At 61.1% G+C, this 21,807-nt stretch carries 14 protein-coding genes; 6 read left to right on the forward strand and 8 right to left on the reverse strand.

The window, feature by feature from the left end; genetic code table 11:
- The first annotated feature begins 130 nt into the window (after positions 1-130).
- The 4 genes from HMPREF2836_RS08575 to HMPREF2836_RS08590 all read left to right on the forward strand — a co-directional run bounded on the left by HMPREF2836_RS08575 (position 131) and on the right by HMPREF2836_RS08590 (position 4,799).
- The gene (locus HMPREF2836_RS08575) at positions 131-1,321 is read left to right on the forward strand and encodes a Fic family protein (RefSeq protein WP_070630094.1); all 1,191 of its coding nucleotides are present in this window, start codon (positions 131-133) and stop codon (positions 1,319-1,321) included.
- Between the two features lie 246 nt (positions 1,322-1,567).
- On the forward strand, positions 1,568-2,092 hold the full coding sequence (locus HMPREF2836_RS08580) for a DUF4242 domain-containing protein (protein ID WP_005504223.1): 525 nt from the start codon (positions 1,568-1,570) through the stop codon (positions 2,090-2,092).
- Positions 2,093-2,122: 30 nt separating this feature from the next.
- On the forward strand, positions 2,123-3,208 hold the full coding sequence (locus HMPREF2836_RS08585) for an acyl-CoA dehydrogenase family protein (RefSeq protein ID WP_070630095.1): 1,086 nt from the start codon (positions 2,123-2,125) through the stop codon (positions 3,206-3,208).
- 256 nt (positions 3,209-3,464) lie between these two features.
- Positions 3,465-4,799, forward strand: coding sequence for a uracil-xanthine permease family protein (locus HMPREF2836_RS08590; protein ID WP_070630096.1), 1,335 nt, complete (start codon positions 3,465-3,467; stop codon positions 4,797-4,799).
- A 284-nt stretch (positions 4,800-5,083) separates the two neighbouring features.
- Here the strand turns inward: HMPREF2836_RS08590 and HMPREF2836_RS08595 are convergent, their stop codons facing one another.
- The 3 genes from HMPREF2836_RS08595 to HMPREF2836_RS08605 form a co-directional block, all read right to left on the reverse strand.
- Positions 5,084-5,896, reverse strand: coding sequence for an HAD family hydrolase (locus HMPREF2836_RS08595; protein ID WP_070630097.1), 813 nt, complete (start codon positions 5,894-5,896; stop codon positions 5,084-5,086).
- 93 nt (positions 5,897-5,989) lie between these two features.
- Positions 5,990-6,535: a YbhB/YbcL family Raf kinase inhibitor-like protein gene (locus HMPREF2836_RS08600; RefSeq protein WP_070630098.1), complete on the reverse strand. Its 546-nt coding sequence runs from the start codon at positions 6,533-6,535 to the stop codon at positions 5,990-5,992.
- A gap of 83 nt (positions 6,536-6,618) precedes the next feature.
- Positions 6,619-7,554, reverse strand: a complete 936-nt coding sequence (locus tag HMPREF2836_RS08605; protein ID WP_070630099.1) for a carbohydrate kinase family protein — start codon at positions 7,552-7,554, stop codon at positions 6,619-6,621.
- Between the two features lie 289 nt (positions 7,555-7,843).
- Here HMPREF2836_RS08605 and HMPREF2836_RS08610 point away from each other — a divergent pair, with 289 nt between their 5' ends.
- Positions 7,844-9,280 (forward strand): glyceraldehyde-3-phosphate dehydrogenase, encoded by a 1,437-nt coding sequence (locus HMPREF2836_RS08610; RefSeq protein WP_049340110.1) that lies wholly within the window; start codon positions 7,844-7,846, stop codon positions 9,278-9,280.
- A 147-nt stretch (positions 9,281-9,427) separates the two neighbouring features.
- On the opposite strand, the gene HMPREF2836_RS08615 is transcribed toward HMPREF2836_RS08610, so the two are convergent.
- The 4 genes from HMPREF2836_RS08615 to HMPREF2836_RS08630 all read right to left on the reverse strand — a co-directional run bounded on the left by HMPREF2836_RS08615 (position 9,428) and on the right by HMPREF2836_RS08630 (position 19,084).
- A complete protein-coding gene (locus HMPREF2836_RS08615) occupies positions 9,428-10,624 on the reverse strand; it encodes a putative glycoside hydrolase family 15 protein (protein ID WP_049326811.1) in 1,197 nt (398 codons plus the stop codon).
- A complete protein-coding gene (pelF, locus tag HMPREF2836_RS08620; protein ID WP_049326812.1) occupies positions 10,614-12,329 on the reverse strand; it encodes a GT4 family glycosyltransferase PelF in 1,716 nt (571 codons plus the stop codon). The genes HMPREF2836_RS08615 and pelF overlap by 11 nt, the downstream gene beginning before the upstream one ends.
- A gap of 33 nt (positions 12,330-12,362) precedes the next feature.
- Complete coding sequence (locus HMPREF2836_RS08625) at positions 12,363-13,718, reverse strand: hypothetical protein (RefSeq protein ID WP_070615777.1); 1,356 nt, start codon at positions 13,716-13,718, stop codon at positions 12,363-12,365.
- Between the two features lie 476 nt (positions 13,719-14,194).
- On the reverse strand, positions 14,195-19,084 hold the full coding sequence (locus tag HMPREF2836_RS08630; RefSeq protein ID WP_070615775.1) for an NAD-glutamate dehydrogenase: 4,890 nt from the start codon (positions 19,082-19,084) through the stop codon (positions 14,195-14,197).
- 240 nt (positions 19,085-19,324) lie between these two features.
- On the opposite strand from HMPREF2836_RS08630, the gene HMPREF2836_RS08635 reads away from it, so the two are divergent.
- Positions 19,325-20,239: a shikimate dehydrogenase gene (locus HMPREF2836_RS08635; RefSeq protein ID WP_070615773.1), complete on the forward strand. Its 915-nt coding sequence runs from the start codon at positions 19,325-19,327 to the stop codon at positions 20,237-20,239.
- An 84-nt stretch (positions 20,240-20,323) separates the two neighbouring features.
- On the opposite strand, the gene HMPREF2836_RS08640 is transcribed toward HMPREF2836_RS08635, so the two are convergent.
- Positions 20,324-21,616, reverse strand: a complete 1,293-nt coding sequence (locus HMPREF2836_RS08640; RefSeq protein WP_070615771.1) for an MFS transporter — start codon at positions 21,614-21,616, stop codon at positions 20,324-20,326.
- Positions 21,617-21,807 lie beyond the last annotated feature (191 nt).

Below are 21,807 nucleotides of genomic sequence, written 5' to 3' on the forward strand. Positions count from 1 at the left end.
TTAATGAGACAATCCGCGCGAATTTTCTTATTAAGCGCCTTAATAAGAAAATCGAAGTGTATTGTCTTATTAAGACCCCCCATAAGACCAGCAAGACGACACCGATGAAGAGGAGGAGGGAGGAGGAACCATGCCCTCAGCCATCACCTGGCCCGCTCTCACATGGGAGCCGCAAACCCCCTGGGTTCACCGTGACGCCCTCGCCTCCCGACGCGCAACGCGCCGCAACTCCGGCGCCTTCTCCAGCGCCGTACCCGCCTCCATTGCCGCACTCAACGTCGAACTCAGCCCCGCACTGCGAGTGCGCCTCCAAGAGAACGCCACCGCAATGACCCGCTTCGATGAGCGGCTCCACCACATCGGCGGCATCCCCTTCTCCGCGGTTCTTCTGCGCGGCGAATCCGCCTCCAGCTCACAGATTGAAAACCTCACCGTTAGCGCACGCAGGCTCTCACTGGCTGTCCTGGGTGCAAGCGGGTCGAAGGTCGGCGTTAACGCCGAGCTGGTGGCGCGCAATGTTCACGCCATGCGTGCAGCCTTGAACACCGCAGAGAACATTAGCGTCGATAATATCCTCGCGATGCACCGCGAACTGACCCGCGGCCTGCAGCAGGACTCCGGTGTACTCCGCACCCAATGGGTGTGGATTAAGGGTGATTCGCCGGTAACCGCCGACTATGTGGCACCGCATCACGAGCGGGTTCCTGCCGCCCTCGAAGACCTTGTAGCCTTCATGAACCGCCGCGATATTGACCCCCTCGCACAGGCGGCTATCGCGCACGCCCAATTTGAAACGATCCACCCTTTCACTGACGGCAACGGCAGAACCGGACGAGCCCTCATCTCCGCGCTCCTGCTCGCCCGCGGCGTCACTCGCCACGTGATTCTGCCCGTCTCCTCCGGGCTGCTGCACGATACCGACGGGTACATTCAGGCGCTCACCGACTACCGTGCAGGCGATGCTGAGCCCATCATCGAGCTCTTCATCGACGCCGCGCAGAAGGCAATCACCAACGCAGAAATCCTGGCGCAAGACATTGAAACCCTGCGCGATGAGGTGCTGTCCATTGCCCAACGTAAAACCCCTCTCCTGCGTTCCCTCACTGACCTGTGCTGCACTGAGCCCGCCTTCACTGCACACATGGTGGAGGAGCACACACAGGGGTCCCGAGCTAGTGTGTATCGCCTCCTCAACCGCATGGTGGAGCTGCAGATTCTGCGTGAAGAACGCGTCAAAATTCAGGGGCAAAAAGTGTGGACTGTCCCCGCTCTCAACCGCGCCCTCGACAACTTCGCGGCACGAGCAGGACGACGCGGATAGACGCGCCATCGGGTTCGATAACCCGCGCGAAAATTCTGCGGCCGCAGGCGAGTTCTGATGTGCGGAACTGTGACGATTTATGTCTCCCCGTGAACGCGCGTGACGAAACACAGGGTCAAAAAGGGACGCATTAAGCCACGAACAGAAATCTACTAGACAGCCCTCAACCACAGGTCTAAGGTGATTCCAGAACGAGCCGGAAAACCTTCCGGCACGACCCTTCAACCCTTAGCCGAGGAGAAAATCATGGCACTTTACCTGGTAGAACTGACCCCCGCACAGCCGTCCAAGGACGAAGCAACCGCACTCATCGAGACCGTCAACTCGTCCCTGACCAACGGCGCCGAGCTCATCGAAACCCAGGTCTCCGCAGACCACAAGATCGTCTTCGTCATCGTCGAATCCGAGAACACCGCATTCGGCCCCGACCTCGCCGCAGCAATCGGTGAGCGCGCAACCGTCGCAGGCCCCGACGCAGTCCGCCTGGTCGGAGCAGAGCTCGAAGACATCAAGAAGCTCAAGAAGGACGCAGACTACCTGGTTGAGTGGGACATCCCCGCAGAGATTACTATGGAACAGTACCTGACCCGCAAGAAGGCAAACGCCCCCAAGTACGCTGAAGTACCCGAGGTTTCCTTCCTGCGCACCTACGTTCGCGAAGACACCGCAAAGTGCCTCTGCTTCTACGACGCACCCGACGAAGAAGCTGTTGTTCGCGCCCGTAAGGCCGTCAGCACCCCCATCGACCGACTGTTCAAGCTGCACGCATAGACGCGATGCTCCCCGCTTAGGAGAAACCCCATGTCCGAGTTCACTCTCGAACCCCTCTACGATTACCCCCAGCGCGAGCAGGTGCTCGCACTCGCCCGAACCCACGCAGATGCTGTTGACCGCGGCGAGCGTTCTCCCTTCGAAAACCTGCGCGAAATCGCTAAGGACGGCCTGATTACCCTGGGTCGCGACGGCGGTTCCCTGGTCCCCCAGGTTTCGGTGGCTTTCGACCTTGCCACCGAGGACGCCTCCACGGCGTTCTCCCTGTGGGCTCACCGCTCCACCATTGCGTTCTTTGACGCTGTGGGCCGCGAGCTGCCCGCCGGTCTGGCGGCTGCGACCGTCAGCGGCACCACCGCCATGGCGGCGGCGTACAAGGAGGCTTCGGGTCTGGCACCGATCAAGGTGGAGGGCACCCTCGTTGAGGGCGGTCTGAAGCTGAACGGTTCCGTGTCGTGGGCGTCGAACCTGTACCCGGGCGGCGTGATTGTTCTTCCGGTGGCTGTGCAGAACGCCCCGGAAAGCCACCCGAACCGCTACATCGTGACCGTCCGCCAGGACGTCGAGGGCCTGAGTGTTGACTACCACCGCAACCTGCTGGCACTGAACGGCACCGAGTCTGGCACTCTGAAGTTCGAGGACGTTTTCGTTCCGAGCGAGGACATTCTCAGCGACAACATTGAGGCGTTCCTGCACGATGTGACCGCGCCGTTCCTGCTGGTTCAGTCGTCATTCTGCCTGGGTCTTGCCGCTGGTGCCCTACAGGAGGCTGCTAAGCATCTGGACGTCTCCCAGGGTGTGTTCCGTCCTGAGTTCCCGCTGATTCTGGCGGAGTACCAGAGCCTGCGTGAGGAGCTGGTTCGCCTGGCGTCTGAGCCGGAGCGTGCTGAGCGTCGTGACCTGCTGAGCTTGCGTTTGGGTGTTTCGCACTTTGCGACCATTGCTACTCACTTTGAGCTGCAGGTTGTTGGAGGCGCCGGTTACGTGGCTACTTCCCCGACTGCTCGTCGCCTGCGTGAGGCGTCGTTCCTGCCGGTTCAGTCGCCGACCGAAGGTCACCTGCGATATGAGTTGGCGCGTTACGATCACCTGGAGAACCTGCGTGACGCTCTCTAAGCTAATGAGCTACGTATAGCGAGTGTTTTTATTCGCTCTTTGCATCAATACCCCGTATATGCTTTGAATTGCATATACGGGGTATTGATGCATTCTGGGCTATATACGGGATATGGAGCCCACAATAAAAAAAGACTATGCCCTAATTAACGTATCTCTGCTCATATTTATAGGCGTTTAGCTGTGACCTACACCCATATGCGCGTAGAATTATGTGGAATTTTATACACCACCACATTCACCTCAGGAGCTCCCTTTGAGCATCTCTAAACTTCTCGGCTTTGACTGGTCGATTCACGGCGACGGTCGAAGCATTCAGCCCGGTTCCTTCGTCGCCCCGAACGAGCGCCTCGCCTGGCCGATTACTATCGGCATTGGCGCGCAGCACGTGGTTGCAATGTTCGGCGCAACCTTCCTCGTGCCGATTATTACCGGCTTCCCGCCGGCAACCACCCTGTTCTTCTCGGGTCTCGGCACGGTCCTGTTCCTGCTCATTACTCGCGGACGCGTCCCCTCCTACTTGGGTTCTTCGTTTGCGTTCATTGCGCCTCTGGCGGCTGCCATGAACTCGCACGGCCCCGCTGGCGCCCTCGGCGGCATCGTTATGGCGGGTATCGCCCTGTTCCTGGTCGGCTTGATCGTTCAGTTTGCTGGCACCGGCTGGCTCACCAAGCTCATGCCGCCGGTTGTCACCGGCTCGATTGTGGCGCTGATTGGTTTCAACCTGGCAAAGAGCGCTAAGGACAACTTCATGGTGGCACCGGTGACCGCGCTGGTGACCCTGTGCTCCATCATCCTGATTTCGGTGCTCTTCAAGGGCATTATTGGTCGCCTGTCTATCCTGCTGGGTGTGGGTATCGGCTACATCACCGCCGTGATTCGCGGTGAGGTGGACTTCTCCAAGATTGACAAGGCTGTGCAGACCCAGGGCATCATTGGCCTGCCGCAGTTCCAGACCCCCGAGTTCCACTGGGAGCTCGCTGGCCTGTTCATCCCCGTGATCCTGGTGCTCGTGGCTGAGAACATCGGCCACGTGAAGTCTGTTGCTCTGATGAGCGGCAAGAACCTGGACGACTACTCGGGCCGCGCCCTCATGGCGGACGGCCTGGCAACCACCATCGCCGGTATGGGTGGCGGTTCGGGTACCACCACCTACGCTGAGAACATCGGCGTGATGGCTGCAACCAAGGTGTACTCCACCGCGGCGTACTGGGTGGCTGCTATTTTCGCGATTGCGCTGTCCATGTTCCCCGCGTTCGGTGCGGCAATTGCGACCGTTCCTGCGGGTGTTCTGGGCGGTGCCGCAACCGTGCTGTACGGCATGATCGGTATGCTCGGTGCCCGTATTTGGAGCGAGAACCGCGTGAACTTCTCGAACCAGATTAACCTGACCACCGCCGCTGTGGCGCTGATCGTGGGTATTGCGGACTACACCTGGACCTTCGGTGAGCTGTCCTTCGCCGGTATTGCTCTGGGTACCGCTGCGACCCTGATTATCTTCCACCTGATGACCTTCATCGCGAAGTACACGAAGGCCGCTGGCGACCCGCTAGAGCCCTTCGACCCTGAGAAGAGCACTGAGGGACACTAAGTTCTTCACCGCCCGTTGGAGTAATGCTCCTGATGCGTAGGCTGTAGAAAAGCGGCCCGGATGGATTGGTTTCCATCCGGGCCGCTTTTGCGTCTTCTGGACGTTACACACAGCTACCACCCTACTTAGACACAAATCAGATATAAATCAGACACAAAAATTTGAGTCTAGACTCAAATGTTTTTTATGTGTAGACATAAAAGTTTATGTCTGAGTTATGTCTGCGGAGGCTCACCCAGCCGCTAGCACCGGATGGCTCGTGCTGGATAGCTAGTGCTAGGCGGCTAGGACCGTTCGGCGAGCATCGCCTCAATCGTCTGCGCCACACCGTCCTCATGGAAGGGCGGGCAGGTACGCCCCACCTTCGCAATGAGCGCCGGCTGCCCCGACGCCATGGCGAAGCCCTCCCCCGCCCAGCAGAGCATCTCCGCGTCATTCGGCATGTCACCAAACGCCATCACCTCGTGCGCCTCAATGCCGTGGCGTGCCGCGAACTTCTCCAAAATCCGCCCCTTATTCACGGTCTTAGAACCCATCTCGACGAGCGGCTCACCGACCACGCCGCGAGTCACCGACACCAGCGAACCGACCGCCTGATGCACGCGCGCCTGCAGAATATCCGGGTCCATGCCGGGCACACGAATCAGGTACTTAATGACCGGAGTTGAACCGATACGTTCGAGCGCCTCGGCGATTTTCGCCTCCACCACGCGGGCGCCCTCAAGTACCTCGCCGCCGTCGTGCGGGCCCTGAATGTAGACGGTGTCCACGGTTTCGAGGGTGTAGGTGGCGTCAGGGAACATGGGCTCCAGCAGTTCGTGAGTACGGGCAATCACCGCGGGGTCTGCACCGTTGACTTCTTCCACCTCGTTCGCGCCCAGGTGGTACACCACGGCGCCGTTGGAGCAGATGGCGTAGGAGTCGAAGTCGGTCTGCTCGCGCAGGGGCGTGAGCCAGCGGCTCGGGCGGCCGGTGACGAAGACGATATCAATCCCGGCGGCGCGGGCGGCCTCAAGGGCGCGCAAGGTCCGCGGACGGAATCGGAAGTCGTGCCCGATGAGGGTGCCGTCCAGGTCGCTGGCGATGAGTTTAATCATGCAGATATGCCTTCAATGGTGGGGTGTATCGGTGCTGGTCAGGGTGCAGGGCTGGTTGGTGGGCGGGGCTGGTGAGACTGTGCCGGCGTGCCGCTATGCCGCCGGTTCCGCGTAGGTGACGGTCAGGAACGCACGACCCAGACCGTGGCCGAGCAGGTTAAAATTCACGACGGCGGGGCTGGTGTTCTCGTCAATGTCGAGCTTCTCCACATCCACGGCGGTGACGCAGAAGATGTAGCGGTGCGGGCCGTGACCAGCCGGAGGGGCAGCACCCAGGAAGCCCGCCACACCGGCGTCGTTGCGGTGCGTCAGGGCGCCGGCGGGTGCATCCGCGCCAGTGTCAATACTGGTCACGTTGGCGGGAATGTTGGAGACAGTCCAGTGCCAGAAGCCACTGGGGACCGGCGCATCCGGGTCGAAGCAGGTCAGCACGAAGGACTTGGCGCCCTCGGGGAATCCGCTCCAGGACAGCTGCGGGGAACGGTCCTGACCGCCAGCAATGCCGAAGAGTGCGGAGCGCATCCATTCGGGGGCGGTGCCGCCGTCCTGAATGTCGGTGGAGGTCAGGGTGAATTCGGGTAGTTCGGGCAGGCCCGCGTAGGGTTCGCGGGGCAGGGGTGCGGTGCCGATGTTGGTCATGGTGCTCCTCAGCGTTGGGGTGCGGGTGGATATGGTGACGCCGGCGGACAGAGTGAGCTATCCGCCGGCGAGGCGTAGATTATTTAGCCGTCGAGTACGGCGTCAAGTTCTTCGCGGGTGGGCGGGTTAGCGCCCGCGCGGGAGACGGTGATGCCGGCTGCGGTTGCGGAGAAACGCAGCAGGTCGGCGATGTCTTCGGCGGTCAGTGCAGCGACCTTGGCACGCGCCTCAGCACCGACGATACCGCGGTCGAGCAGGCCCGCGATGAGTGCCGCCATGAGGGAGTCACCGGCACCGACGGTGTCCGCAACCTCAACGCGGTGTGCGGGCTGGCTGATGCCCTCGGGGTACTTCTTGGTGAAGGCGATGGGGCCGTCCTCGCCGCGAGTGATGACCATCAGCTCAGCGCCGAGGTCAAGCCATGCGCGTGCGGTGTCGTCGAGGGAGCGGTCGGGGTAGAGCCACTGCAGGTCCTCGTCGGATGCCTTCACGACGGTGGAGAGGGACACGAACTTTTCAGCCCAGGCGCGGCCCTCGTCGACGTTGTGGATGAGGGTGGGGCGGCAGTTCGGGTCGTAGCTGAGCAGGGCGCTGTCGCGGGCAGCTTCGAAGGCCGCGGCGACCACGTGCGCGCCGGGTTCGAGCATGGCGGCAATGGAGCCGGTGTGCACTGCATCGGAGGTGCGTGCCAGTTCGGTGAGCTTCTCGGCGACGGAGTCGAGGGACCAGGTGATGTCGAATTCGTACTCTGCTGCGCCGTCGGCACCGATAGTTGCCTGGGCGACGGAGGTGCGCTCAGCACTGTGTTCGAAGGGCAGGGTCACCTGGGATGCTTCCAGGTGTGCGTCAATGCTCTTGCCGTAGGCGTCGGGGCCGTAGTGGCCGACGAAGTTGGTGGGGTGGCCGAGGCGGCGTGCGCCCACGGCTACGTTCATGGGCGATCCGCCGGGGTAGGCGCGGGTTTCTCCGTCGTGCTGGTGGACGACGTCTACGAGTGCTTCACCGATTACAGTCAACATGGTTTCAATTTTACCTATGTTTTCCCATGTCGTGGGGTGTGTTTTTGTGGGTATTTGAAGTGGTTTTACTTTTCCTTTTGAGGGCTTGTGTTGGCTTGCCGGGCGGGTGCAGGAACTGACTTTTACCTCTTCTGACTTTTAGCCCCAATATCACTAATTTTGAGGCTCTAGAGGGGTTCGCACGGGTTAGACTTAAACCGACGCCGGGTCTTTAACGCCCGGCACGGTATTGACGCGACAGCACCGTCGCGCCTACCCTCCAACGACGAAGTTAGGAAGAAGGTCATACGTGACGACTGCAACCGCTACCTGGGTTAACCGTGAGGCTACCGCAGAGGAGCTGATCCCCCTCATCGGTAAGCTGCACCGCGAGAACGGTGTGGTGCTGAGCATTCACGGCCGTAGCCTGGTCAACAAGTCTGTCATTGAGCTGCTGAAGCTGCACGATTTTGTATCTCACATTGATGGTGCACCTCTGAACCCCGCACACACCCTGGAGCTGGTTCGCGCTCTGGCTGAGCTGAACCTGGGTGCATGCTCGATTAACATTGCTGCTCTGCACAAGGCTCACCGTGAGGCTGGCTCCCCCGAGCTGTCCATGTGGCTGCCCGAGCAGCTGGGTTCCTCCGTGAACCACCAGGGCGACCAGCCTAAGGAGCAGGACGTTGTGCTGTACGGCTTCGGTCGTATTGGTCGCCTGCTGGCTCGTATTCTGCTGGAGCGTTCCTCCTCGCCGCTGGGTTCTGGCCTGAACCTGCGTGCTGTTGTGGTGCGTAAGAATGGTGACAAGGACCTGGTCAAGCGTGCATCCCTGCTGGAGCGCGACTCGGTTCACGGCCCCTTCAAGGGCGTTATTGAGGTAGACGAAGAGAACAGCACCATCATCGCTAACGGTGTTCCGGTTCGCTTCATTTACTCCTCTGACCCGACCACCGTTGACTACACCGAGTACGGCATCAACGACGCTCTGCTGGTGGACAACACCGGCCGCTGGCGTGACGTTCCGGGCCTTGAGCAGCACCTGAACCGCCCCGGCATTTCTCGTGTTCTGCTGACCGCTCCCGGTAAGGGCGACATGAAGAACATCGTGTTCGGTGTCAACGACAACGTCATCACCGATGAGGACAAGATTCTCTCCGCAGCATCCTGCACCACCAACGCGATTACTCCGGCACTGAAGGTTCTGGATGACGCATACGGTGTTGAGCGCGGCCACGTTGAGACCGTTCACGCATTCACCAACGATCAGAACCTGATTGACAACTTCCACAAGGGTGACCGCCGCGGTCGCTCCGCTGTGCTGAACATGGTCATCACCGAGACCGGTGCTGCAAAGGCTGTTTCTAAGGCTCTGCCGCAGCTGGAAGGCAAGCTGACCGGTAACGCTATCCGCGTTCCCACCCCGGACGTCTCCATGGCAATCCTGAACGTGAAGCTGACCAAGCCCGCAGGTTCCGCTGAGGAGCTGAACGAGCTGTTCCGCCGCGAGTCCATCGACGGCGAGCTGCGCCGCCAGGTGGGCTACTCGGATTCCCCCGAGGCTGTTTCCACCGACTTCGTGGGTTCCCGCACCGCAGGTGTTGTGGACTCGCTGGCTACCGTGGTGACCGATGACTCCGCAATTGTCTACGTCTGGTACGACAACGAGTTCGGTTACTCCTGCCAGGTGATTCGCGTTCTGGAGCGTATGGGCGGCTACGACGTCCCCTCCTACCCTGCTAAGTAAGCTACCCCAGCTCATCTAGCACACATATAACAAACCCACCGGTACATATAGCCAATTGGTTATATTGCCGGTGGGTTTGTTTATGAGGTTATATGCGCAAATAAGGGGTGTCGCACAGAAGCTCAGAAGAGCTACGCGAGCGGTGAATTACGCCTTACGGCGGTACACCACACCCTGATGTGCCCGCAGCGTGAAGCTCAAGGGCACTGGGCGGTTTGCCGCATCCACCAGGCCGGAAGGAACCTTCACGGTCACATCCTTCGAGCCGGTGTTCAGGGCAGCCCAACCGCGCGTAAAGGCACGAGTCTGAGCGGTCTTCTGAGCGATAATGCCGCCGACCGGATCGCCCAGGTCGTAGGAAAGCTCCGGGGCGTGCGGGATCTCGTCGTAGGCGTCGTGGTGGGTTGCGCTGATGCCGGTGAAGGCGCCTCCACCAAACACCCAGAAGCCCGCCAAACCGTACAGGAAGTTCTCATCCGTACCGGTAATAGCAGCCTTGCGGTCGCTGAGCGGGGTACGCAGAATCGTCACCTTCTTCTGCGAGGCGGCGCTACGGCCACCCAGACCCGCAAAAGTAGTACCCAGGTTCACGTCGCCCGCCGAGCCGTTCGCAATCTCACGACCCTGCATCACGGCGTACGGCGAAGACAGGTAGTCGTTCGGACCCCAGCCGAGCCACACCTCCTCAAAGCCGCCACCGTAGGCGCTGTGACGCTCCCACTTGCCGTAACGCAGACGAGACTCAGCAATATTGGGCACCAGAATCTTGCCGATTTTATTCAGCTCAATACCGGCGTACGCGACCAGAAAATCCAGGTGCTCACGGATCTTCGTCATAGACTCCACACCCTGGATGGGCAAGTTCAGGTCGTAGTAGTCGTTCTCGATGTCGTTATCCGCCATGACCCCGTCGAAGGGTGAGTTACGCATTTCGCGCACCACAGCGTCCACCCACTGCCAACGGTAGTCGGCGTTCCACACCTGCATCTGGAAGTGCTTGGGGTAGCCCTTCCATTCGATACGGTCACCGTTGAGGCGGTGGGCGAAGAAATCCTTACCGGAGTTCGCCATCGATTGCGCCAGCGGGTAAGAGACACCCGAAGAATAGATCGGGCCGGGCTCATAAGAGCGGGTGGAGGACAGGCACTTGTACGCCAGCACCACCATTTGAGGTGCACGCTTCTTCAGGTAGCGTGCCGCGTCCAGTTCCCAGGGCTGCAGGATTGCGACAGAGTAGTTCTTGACCGCAAAATCGAGCTGCTGCTGGGTAATGGGCTTACCGCCGTAGCGGACCCAGGCACCAAATTTGCCGGGTCCGCCCAAGCGGGTGAGTTTATTCGCCATCGTACTCCGGGTCGAATTCGGGGGCGCGAGGGGGCAGCTTGCCCAGCTCGCGGTAGATCGTGTTGTAGCGGTCCATGACCAGTCGCAGCTGGAAGAAGCTGACGATACGGTCGTAGGCGTTCACACAGTAGCGTTCGTAGATGCTGGGCTCCTCCATGAGGGTGCGCAGCGCCGCCGCGAAGCCGTGAATATCGCCGGGGATGGTCAAGATACCGCAGTTACCGATTTCGTGGCCGTCGGGGGCGACCAGCACATCGTCGATGAGCTGGGACATACCGCCCACGTCGGTGCTGACCAGCGGGATGGACGCAGCCATCGCCTCGAGCGCCACAATCGGCTGACCCTCATTGTAGCTGGGCATGAGCAGCAGGTCGAAGCGGTCGAGCATCGCACGCACGTTCACGGTGCCGTGGAAGGTGATGTACTCGCCCATGTTGAGCTCTTCGATGGTGCGCAGGCACAGCTCGTAGTACTCGGGCAGGTGGTCCTTGGGGCCGAGCACGTCCAGGTGGAAGTTCACCAGACCCTGATCGCGCAGCACCGCGAGGGAGCGAATCAGGTCGGTCAGGCCCTTAATAGGCACCACGCGGGCGATGAACACGAAGCGCCACACGTGGCCGCGGCCCTCAGCGAGGATGCGGGCACGCGCCGACTGGCGGGCGTAGTAGGCTTCCGCCACGGACTCGATGAGCATACCGTTGGGCAGAATGATTGCGCGGTCCTTCTCGCCCGCGTTCATCTGGTCGATGGGCGCACCAATACCGCGTGCCTCTTCCAGTGCCTTGGGGTACAGGTAGGTTGCCATGTCGGCGCTGGGGTAGCAGAAGCGTCCCATTTCGACGAACCAGACGGACCAGGCACGCTCGTCGAGGGTGACCGGGCCCAGGCCGGGGTGCTCACGCTCCTCGTTGAGGAAGGCGTAGTCGGTGGTGACGGGCTTCGCCATGTTGCGCTCGAGCTTGGTGTTCACGGTGTCGCGAATGTACAGGTTGTGCTCGGTCAGCAGGAAGCTGGTGCCGTGGTCACGTGCGGCTGCGGCGGCGATGAGTGCCGCGTACCCGGTGGTGTGGGCGTGGTAGACGCGGGCGTGCGGCATCCGCTCGTGCAGGATCGCAAAGAGGATGGAGACGAAGTCGCGCACCTTCCAGAAGAGCTCACCGAAGGGCACCTCGGAGAAGAAGCCCAGACCCGCAATCGCCTGCATGAACTCACGGGTTCCGAAGAGACCGAAGAGGTTGTAGCTGCGGGTTGCGGGGTTGATGCCCTCGTCGTAGAGCTTCCAGAGGGGGTTCACGTCGCCGGCGATGAGGGCGCTGAATCCGTCCATGAGGCGCTGGGTGAGCGCCTGACGCTCCGCAAAGTTCATGCGCAGTGCGGAGGGGTCGCAGGCTTCCGCGAAGGCGTCGCGGTTGACTTCCAGGCTCAGGTACAGCACCTTGACCCACTTGACGTTCTCGGGCATGCCGTAGAGGTCTTCGTGGGGGGAGTTCTTATCCCAGGCGATGTGAATAATGCCGTAGGTCAGATCCGGGTTTTCGCAGACGATATCGTGCACCACCGCGGACACCCCACCCTTGAGGTAGGGGTAGGTGGATTCCATGATGATGGCGACGTCAACGTCCGGGTATTCGGGGTCGCTGTAGTGGGGGCCGGGAGCCGGAAGCTGCAGCGGCGCGTAGTGGTTTCGGTACATCTGTTCAGTCATTGTCGTGTGTATCTTTCGCGGACCGTGCGGTTCTTACCAGGCGAGGGCTCGACGCCAGAAGAGGGAGTACTCGGGTGCAGCCCACGCCTGACGGTAGACGCGGTAGCATGCGAAGGCGAGCACTGTCTCGCCCACGATGATGGGCAGGTAGCCGGTCTCGTTGGGCAGGATCATGAAGGAGATGAAGAGCAGCACCAGGTGCGCTGCGGAGAGCAGCTGCACGGTGACGTACATGGTCATGTACTCGATCTGGTAAATCAGCAGTGCCACTGCAACGAAGAGGAACGCCACGACCAGGCCGGAGAGCGCCAGCGGGTAGGACTGCGGCAGGAAGATGAACATCAGGATGCCGGTGACAATAGCGCTGGCGATGTAAATCAGCAGGGAGTTACGGATAGCGTGGTTGGAGGTGCGCAGAGCCTTCGAGGACTCCTCCTGAACACCCTTGTAGGGCAGGCGGTCGAAGATGGTCCACAGGTGCTGGATGCTTGCGTTGACGCGGTCTGCCTCCACCACGAAGAAGTAGTTGTAGGCGATAACGCAGGGGATCAGGCTCAGGTAGATTGCCACGACGTTGATTTCACCGCCGGTGACCAGGAAGAGCATGTACTTATCAGCCCAGATGATGGAGCCGGTGAAGAAGCCGCGCAGGGCGTCGAGCGCAATGTCCTTGAGCGGGATGCGCGCGAAGTGCAGCAGGTGCACCAGGTCCTTACCGAGGCTCACAAGCAGGATGAGCGAACCAACCAGCGGCGGCAGGAACCAGATGACGGGATAGCAGTACAAGGCAAGAGTGTAGCCAAGCCACGCGATGAACCAGATGATGCGGTTCTTCGCGAGGTTCGGGATGACCAGCAGCTGCGCGAACGCAATGTTGAGAACGCCCAGGACGAAGAACGCACCGAATGCAGTCGGGCTCCAGTGAAGAACGAGGGCGACCGGAATTGCGAAGAGCAGCACCAGCGGCATGGTCATGAAGAAGAGATAGAGCCAGTTGCGGGTGAACGCGGTCAGGTCGGTAATGTCCTGGAACTGCGGCTCGGACATACGTGCGCGTACGGCTCGTGCTTCGGCACGCTTGAGCTGGTGCTCAAGGGTTTCAGCGTGAATACGCAGGCCTTCGCGGGCATCCGCAATCTTCTTGTGCTCCATCTGGATAGCACGGTAAAGGGGCAGGCAGGCTGCCTGGCTGAGCCAAGGAACGGTAATGGACGCCGCCAGAATCACCTGGATCAGGGGTACACCATCAAGGTTGTACCGGTTAATGGTCGGGGTGACCATGGGGAAGACGGTGGTCAGCAGGGCGACCGGAGAGACGTAAAGCAGAAAGTTAATGAGGAGGCGCCATGCGCTGTTGCTTTTTTCCTCAGTACCGTGGTTGGTAGACAATCTTGCAGACTTTCAGTCGATAATCGTAAAGATTAGGGGCAGTGTGTTTGAACAGCACCGTGTGACGCGCCAGGGGAAAGAGTCGTCGTACCGAGAAGTGCCGGGTCCCCATGGCTTGCGCTGATGCCGCCGTGAATCAATATACGGCATATATCAACTAAAACCTTTGGTTTCCTTAACCCTCTACTTGATATTTGGAGGGATTTAGGACACACCCACATAATGCGCATCACACAAGAATGCAAAACATCTAGTGAGAGCAATATTCTATGCAATATACGCGGGGTGCAACAACCTTGATTTGGGTGCTCCACGCTAGGTGCTGACGCGCTGGCACACCGGCACAAGGTTCACCCAACCAAGGATCCCCCGCACTACCTGTGCACGCACCATGTGTCCCTGCGCAAAAGCATCCCGGCCCCTCCCACCGGGAGGGAACCGGGATGCTCTAAGCGACCCTAACGGGCCTTAGCTATTTAGGATGCACTCGAGAGAGTACGCAGTGCCACGGACACTACAGCCAGGCGCGGGTGACCCGTGACGTCCAGAGCGGCCTCGCCAATCTCCTTCAGGATGCGGTCGATGTTACCCACGCGGGTCGGGTGCTCTTCAATCCAGGTAGCCAGTGCCTTCTGCGCACCGTCCACGGTGGAGAAGTCACCCTTCGCGCCCTCTGCCACAGACAGTGCCAGACCTGCAGCGGTCTCGTAGAGGCTGCCGCGCAGTGCCTGACGTGCCAGGATCTCCCAGCGGTCGCTGCGGGGCAGGTCGGAGATGAGGCCGAGCAGCTCGTCCACCTTGAAGCGGTCGTAGGTTGCGAAGTAGACCGGTGCCAGCGAGGTTGCCTCGAAGTCGTGGTCGCGTGCCGAACGGATGACGTCCAGCAGGGCGTAGCCCTCGAAACCGCGGATCCAGATGACGATGAGTTCCTCGGGCAGGCCCCATGCCTCGCCTGCGTCGCGCTTTGCACGAACACGCTCGCGGGAGGTACCGGAGAGGTACTCGGGCAGGTTATGGCGCATCTCGACGACGGAACCGAAGGTCTCCAGCAGCTCAGAGATGCTGGTGCCAGCAACCACGCCACGCTCGGTGATGAACCAGCGGACAGCACGATCCAGAACGCGCTGGTTGTCGCGCAGAACGGTGAACCATGCGTCCAGCGGGGTCTTCGGGGGCAGTTCGCGGTGCAGCTTAGCTGCGGTGCCCAGCTCGAAGAGCTCGCGAGCGACGATGAAGGCGCGTGCGACGGAATCGATACCGACGTTGAACTCCTCCATCACGCGGTATGCGAAGGTGATACCGCCAATGTTGACCAGCTCGTTAGCGACGCGGGTGCAAATGATTTCCTTACGCAGCGGGTGCGAGTCCAGGTGCTGACCGAAACGCTCGACCAGTGCTGCCGGGAAGTAGCTGCGCAGAACGCCTTCCAGGTAGGGGTCGTCCGCGAAGTCGGTCTGCTCCAGTGCGTGGGTGAGGTAAATCTTCACGTACGCAGCCAGGACGGACAGCTCGGGGCGGGTCAGGCGGTCGCCGGTGGTCTCCAGACGCTCGTCCAGCTCCTCGTCGGTGGGCAGGAACTCGACGGCGCGGTTCAGGCCGGCGTGCTCTTCCAGGTCGTGCATGAGGCGCTTGTACAGGTTGGTGCCCAGGAAGGAGCCGTGGAACTCACCCTGCAGCAGAACGTTCTGCTCAACGTTGGTCTCGAGGACCTTGCCGCCGACCTCGTCCTGCAGGGACTCGATGAAGGAAGCACGCTCTTCGCTGGACAGCTCGCCGTGTGCCACGAGGCGGTCCACCAGAATCTTGATGTTGACCTCACGGTCACTGGTTTCCACACCTGCGGAGTTGTCGATTGCGTCGGTGTTGAGGATAACGCCGTTGAGCGCAGCCTCAATACGACCCAGCTGGGTGAAGCCGAGGTTACCGCCCTCGCCAACAATCTTGGCGCGCAGGTCCTTACCGTTGACGCGCAGTGCATCGTTAGCCTTGTCGCCAACCTGTGCGTTGGTCTCGGTGGATGCCTTCACGTAGGTACCGATACCGCCGTTGTAAATCAGGTCGACCGGTGCCTTGAGGATTGCGGAAATCAGCTCGGTCGGTGCCAGCTCGGTAACGGACTCATCCAGGCCCAGAACCTCGCGCACCTCGGGGGTAATCTCGATGGACTTCAGACCGCGAGAGTACACGCCACCACCGGCGGAAATCAGGTCGCGGTTGTAGTCCTGCCAGGAGGAACGGGGCAGGTTGTACAGGCGCTGACGCTCGTCGAAGGACACTGCCGCGTTCGGGTTCGGGTCCAGGAAGATGTCGCGGTGGTCGAATGCTGCGACCAGGCGGGTTGCCTTGGAGCGGAGCAGACCGTTACCGAACACGTCACCGGACATGTCGCCAATGCCGACTGCGGTGAACTCTTCGGTCTGAGCGTCGTGGCCGAGCTCAGCGAAGTGACGCTTGACGGACTCCCATGCACCACGTGCGGTGATGCCCATAGCCTTGTGGTCGTAACCGACGGAGCCGCCGGATGCGAAGGCGTCGCCCAGCCAGAAGCCGCGCTCCAGGCTGATTGCGTTTGCGGTGTCGGAGAATGCTGCGGTGCCCTTATCCGCTGCAACCACCAGGTAGTAGTCGTCAGCGTCGCGTGCTACAACACCTTCGGGGCGGACAACGGTCTCGGAGCCGTCGGTGCCCACTGCGAGGTTGTCGGTGACATCCAGCAGGGAGCCGATGAAGACCTTGTAGGACTCGCGGCCCTCGGTGATCCATGCGTCACGATCCACTGCGGGGTCGGGCAGCTGCTTGGGGTAGAAGCCACCCTTCGCGCCGGTGGGGATAATGACGGCGTTCTTCACCATCTGGGCCTTGACCAGGCCGAGCACCTCGGTGCGGAAGTCGTCACGGCGATCCGACCAGCGCAGGCCACCACGTGCAACGCTACCGAAGCGCAGGTGAACACCCTCAACGCGCGGGGAGTAGACGAAAATCTCGAACTTGGGGCGGGGCAGGGGTGCGAAGTCGATCTCCTGCGGTGCCACCTTGAACGCGAGTGCGGGGCGGTCAGCAAGGTATGCGTTGGTGCGCAGGATAGCGCGGATAACCTTGCCGAGGGAGCGCAGGTAGCGGTCAGCGTCCAGGGTGGGGATCTGGTTCAGTTCCTCAACCAGGGCTGCTTCGATTTCGTCACGGCGTGCATTGCGCTGCTCATCGTTGAGACCGTTGTTCGGGTCGAAGCTGACCTCGAAGAACTCGACCAGGTGCTTGGTGATGGCCGGGTTAGCGAGCAGGGTGTTCGACATGAAGGACGGGGTGTAGCCCAGGCCCAGCTGAATCAGGTAGTGGTTCAGGGCACGGAACAGACGTACTTCCTGCCAGGTCAGGCCCTCAGCCAGGATCAGGCGGTCCAGGGTATCGGACTCGCGCTCACCGAGCAGGTAGGCGTTCAGGGCATCCTCGTACAGGGAAGCCACAGCGTTTGCGTCCACGCCCTCGGGGAATTCAACTCCGAAGTCGTAGAGGTAGCCGTAGTCTTCGCCGTCCTCAGGCTTGAACTCGTAGGGCTTCTGATCAACAACGACCAGACCCATATTCTGCATAACCGGCAGAAGCTCGGTGAGGGTGTGAGGTGCGGACAGGTAGGTCTTCAGTCGGGTGGTGTTGGCTTCGCCGGCTTCAACCTTGATTGCGGCGGGCTTCTGGCCCGAGAGAGATTCAAGAATCACGATATCCTCGATTGCTTGTTCTACTGTGTAATCGGCTCGGTAGGCTGCGCTAGTCGCATCTGCCCAGGCTGATGCGAGTCGGCGGCCTGCCGCTCCGGGTTTCCATGCCTCAATAGCAGCTGCGGTTGCTTCCACCCAGGAGCGGGCGGCTTCTTGCAGTCGCTTTTCGAGAGCTTGATGATCCGTCTTCGGCACATCGTTGGGGTTGGTGAGCCGAATGCGGAAAAATAGACGCGCCAACGATGAGGAGGACAGGTACACCTCATGGTCGATGGCACTAAGATCAAATTCCTGTTGGAACACCCTCTGGATACGGGAGCACACGTTCGTGTTGTAACGATCCCGAGGCAGGTACACCACGGCGGAAATAAACCGGTTGAACCGGTCAGCGCGCAGGAACAGGCGGGTCTTGCGGCGCTCCTCCAGGCCCATGATGCCGCCGAACGTATCGGTCAGATCATTAGCGGAAGCGTGCAGCAGCTCCAGGCGCGGGTAATCCTCCAAGGCACCCAGAAGCGCCTTGTCAGAGTAAGAACCGGGGTGGTAGCCAAGGCGGCGGCGCACCATCGCGATACGCTCACGCACCAGCGGAGTCTCAATAGCGGGCAGTGCGTACGCCTGGCGGGTGAACAGACCCAGAATGACGTACTCACCAATCACGCGGCCGTTCAGGTCGAAGCGGCGCACACCAATGTAGTCCAGGTAGTCGTTCCGTGCGACAGTGGAGCGGGAATTCGCCTTCGTGATGTACAGGGGGCGCGGGAACAGGGCACGCTCCAGGGTCTCACCCGAAAGGGGGATGCGGCTCCTACCCTCCGTGGTGCGCAGAATACCGAGCGCCGAACCGGGGCGGTCCACCAGAGAAATAGCGCCGGAGGTGCCGTCCAGCACACGCTCCTTAACACCCATGAACACGAAGTTGCCGCGGGCCAGCCAGCGCAGGAAGTCCTGTGCCACCTCCACACGGGATGCAGGCTCCACACCGCGCGGGTTGGCGGCGTAGGATTCCTCACCATGACCCAGGGTTGCGCCGCGCAGGTCGTACATGGACTGCGCCAGGTCGAAAACGCGGGCGACCATGGCATCCAGGTCGGTGTGGCAGGCGCGAACGTCAGCGAGGACGCGCTCAACTTCCTTCTCGCAGCGGCGCTGCTCTTCCTCAGTGAGGTAGCGGGTCAGGCGAACCGCAATCCAGGATTCAATAGCGACAGTGGTACCCGCCGGGGCGTTCTCGCTGAGCTTGAGGGAGGGCACGCCAAGGGTGGCGGTATCACCGCTGGCAAGGTTGCCGCGCATGCCGGTGCCGCGCAGGCTCAGGAGGGTACCGTCCGGGCCGCGTTCAGCGAGGAAGGTAGGGTGAAGAATGGTGACGAAACCACCAAAGTGCGTGGCAAGGCATGCGGTCAGGGAGCTGACGATGTGCGGCATGTCGTCGGTCGCGACGTACAGGGTGGTGTTGTACTCGTCGTTGCGTGCGGCAACGACAGGGGTCTTGGGCAGGCGGATTTGAGCCAGCGCACGGTGGGTGCGAGCCAAATCCTCTAACTCTGCCGGGGTGAACTCTTCACGCTCATCTTCGGGGCTGTTCAGGAAATACTGCTCGACCCATGCATCGGCGCCAGCGAAGTGTGCCATAGCCTTGTCAGTCATTGACAATCTATCCTCCGAATATCGGTATCACTTCACTGTGACGGTGTCTGTGTGGTCTCATGTGCGCGCCGTGGCGCGCGAGCACTTATACCAAGCTTATACCTTCGAGGTGTTTCTGTCAGACATATCGCTCTTGTGGGCGTAGAAATTATTTTTATCTTCTTCCCAACTCCAGCGCGCATTTGGTACGGGTTCAAGAAAGTAGGTGCATCTTACGAGGCGGACACGTACAGTGAAACTATGAGTTTGCGTACTGAATCTTTCCTGGTGGGCCTCATTGGTGACGGCATCACCTCCTCCCTGACCCCTCCCATGCATGAGGCGGAGGCGGACGCGCACGGGGTGCGCTACCTGTACCGCCCCGTCGACCTGGACGCCCTGAACCTGGATGGCGCCTCCGCCCCGGCGCTTCTGGATGCGGCGGCGCTACTCGGCTTCAACGCTTTCAACATCACGCACCCGTGCAAGCAGTCGGTCATGGAGCACCTGCACGAGCTTTCGGATGCGGCACGCGCCCTGGGCGCGGTCAATTGCGTAGTGATTGGCGAGGACGGCAGCTTCTACGGCGACAACACGGACTACTCCGGGTTCATTGCGGGATTGAAGCGCGGCCTGCCGCAGGTGGCGGAGAACCCGGCGCGCCTGGAGCACGTGGTGCAGCTGGGTGCTGGCGGTGCCGGTAGCGCCACGGCGTACGCGCTGTGCCGCCTGGGGGTGCGCCGTCTGAGTCTCTTTGAGCGTGACGCGGCGAAGGCGCAGGAGCTTGCGGAGCAGCTGGGCGGGCTCTTCCCGCAGACCCGGGTCGAGGTGCTGAGCGACGATGAGCGCTTGATTGAAGCTCTACTACAAGCTCAGGGTTTAGTGAACGCAACCCCGGTGGGTATGCACGTGCATCCGGGTATGCCGTTGAGCGAGTCGGCGCTGAACGCCGGGGTGTTGCGTGAGGGCCTATGGGTTGCGGATGTCATCTACCTGCCGCAACAGACGCAGCTGGTGCGCGCGGCGCGTGCCGCCGGGTGCGAGGTGCTGACGGGCGGCTACATGGCGGTGGGTCAGGCAGTGGATGCGTTCCGTCTCTTCACCGGATTGGAACCGAACGCTGAGCGTATGGCGGCGCATTTTGAGGCGCTGATTGCAGCTCAGCAGGGGGCTTAGAAGGTTAAACACGCAGGTGGGGTTGGATAGATATCTATCCAACCCCACCTGTATTTATTCTATATTCGGAATATATTCTGTGGGCTATGCATCCAGCTCAGCCAGGGACTTCTTGTACCCTTCACGAGCCGTCAGCGCACCCAACGCCACGAGCACACACATGGCAACCGTGAACATGGCGGGCAGCACCGCGTTATGCAGGTCGGCACCGGCGAGGCTCGTCGCCACGGCGGGCGCCACGCCTCCAGAAATTGCGAAGCCAATCTGGGTACCCAGCGCCAGGCCGGTCACGCGCACGCGGGTCGGGAACATCTCCGCATAGAAGGCGGGCCACACGCCGTTCGCCATGGAGTACAGCGCACCGTGCATGAGCACGCCGTAGGTGAAGATACCCACCCAGTTGCCCTCGGTAATCGCGCCGAGGTACGGGAACATCACCAGGGACGATGCAACCGCACCGGTAATGAACACGGGCTTACGACCGATCCGGTCGGCAAGCATGGCGGCGAGCGGAATCGCAATCAGGCCGAGGGTGTTGGAGGCGACCGGCACCAGCAGCATAGTGCTGCGGTCAAGGCCGTAACCCTTGGTGGCGAAGGAAAGCGCGAAGGTCGTGAAGACCATGTTCACGGTGTTGACCATGGCGCATACGGCAATGGTGAGCACGGCGCGCTTGTGGTGCTTGAAGACCAGCATGAGCGGGGATTCGGTGAGCTTTTCGCGCTGCAGGTATGCGGGCGGCTCGGAGAGGGTGCGGCGAATCAGCCAGGCGGTCACCACCACGAAGGCGGAGAGCCAGAAGGGTACGCGCCAGCCCCAGCTGAGCAGGTGCTCGTCCGGCAGAGCGGCGAAGGGAATGAACACGGCGGTTGCCAGCAGCGAGCCGAACTGGGTGCCCTGCAGGGTCCAGCTGGTCGTGAAAGCGCGCTGATGCTCGTTGGCGTGCTCCAGGGAGATGGAAATGGAGCTTGCCTGCTCGCCGGCGGCGGAGAGACCCTGAATCATGCGGCAGATGACCAGCAGGGTGGGGGCGAGGATACCCGCCTCGCTGTAGGTCGGCAGGCAACCGATTGCGAAAGTGGCAAAGCCCATCAGGAAGAGCGTGAGCATCAGGACGAATCGGCGGCCGTAGCGGTCACCGAGGGGTCCAACAATCATGGCGCCGAAGGGGCGCACAACGTAGGCGACGCCCACAACCACCATGGACTTGAGGATGCCGATGGCGGCAGTGTCTTCGGGGAAGAAGATGCGGTTGAGCACGATTGCCGCGGCGGTGCCGTAGACGGCGAAGTCGTAGTATTCGAGGGCGGAGCCTATCCAGCTGGCGAGGGCGGCTCGTCGTGGTGATCGGGCGGGCGCGTCGGTGCGTCGGCTCATGGGTGGCTCCTTCGGTACTATACCCGTTGGGAGGGGCGGGGCCGCGGTGTAGGCGGCCCGTGCGGTTTGTCAATGTGCCCTTCCAGTGTAGGGAGCACACCACCTGTTTTCCATAGGGTTACCTAAGTTCCCAGAGTGTGAAGACAGTATGAAGTAGGAATAGCAGGCTGATACCCCCAGCCCCCGTATGA

Origin of the sequence: Rothia sp. HMSC065C12, from assembly GCF_001812085.1 — a bacterium.
GTDB classification, from domain to species: domain Bacteria; phylum Actinomycetota; class Actinomycetes; order Actinomycetales; family Micrococcaceae; genus Rothia; species Rothia mucilaginosa.

What these genes read in the sequence shown, in the direction of transcription:
- HMPREF2836_RS08635 (WP_070615773.1), top strand. Translation starts at nt 19,325, where the DNA reads ATGAGTTTGCGTACTGAATCTTTCCTGGTGGGCCTCATTGGTGACGGC.
- HMPREF2836_RS08575 (WP_070630094.1), top strand. Translation starts at nt 131, where the DNA reads ATGCCCTCAGCCATCACCTGGCCCGCTCTCACATGGGAGCCGCAAACC.
- HMPREF2836_RS08630 (WP_070615775.1), bottom strand. Translation starts at nt 19,084, where the DNA reads ATGACTGACAAGGCTATGGCACACTTCGCTGGCGCCGATGCATGGGTC.
- HMPREF2836_RS08640 (WP_070615771.1), bottom strand. Translation starts at nt 21,616, where the DNA reads ATGAGCCGACGCACCGACGCGCCCGCCCGATCACCACGACGAGCCGCC.
- HMPREF2836_RS08615 (WP_049326811.1), bottom strand. Translation starts at nt 10,624, where the DNA reads ATGGCGAATAAACTCACCCGCTTGGGCGGACCCGGCAAATTTGGTGCC.
- HMPREF2836_RS08600 (WP_070630098.1), bottom strand. Translation starts at nt 6,535, where the DNA reads ATGACCAACATCGGCACCGCACCCCTGCCCCGCGAACCCTACGCGGGC.
- HMPREF2836_RS08580 (WP_005504223.1), top strand. Translation starts at nt 1,568, where the DNA reads ATGGCACTTTACCTGGTAGAACTGACCCCCGCACAGCCGTCCAAGGAC.
- HMPREF2836_RS08605 (WP_070630099.1), bottom strand. Translation starts at nt 7,554, where the DNA reads ATGTTGACTGTAATCGGTGAAGCACTCGTAGACGTCGTCCACCAGCAC.
- pelF (WP_049326812.1), bottom strand. Translation starts at nt 12,329, where the DNA reads ATGACTGAACAGATGTACCGAAACCACTACGCGCCGCTGCAGCTTCCG.
- HMPREF2836_RS08595 (WP_070630097.1), bottom strand. Translation starts at nt 5,896, where the DNA reads ATGATTAAACTCATCGCCAGCGACCTGGACGGCACCCTCATCGGGCAC.
- HMPREF2836_RS08585 (WP_070630095.1), top strand. Translation starts at nt 2,123, where the DNA reads ATGTCCGAGTTCACTCTCGAACCCCTCTACGATTACCCCCAGCGCGAG.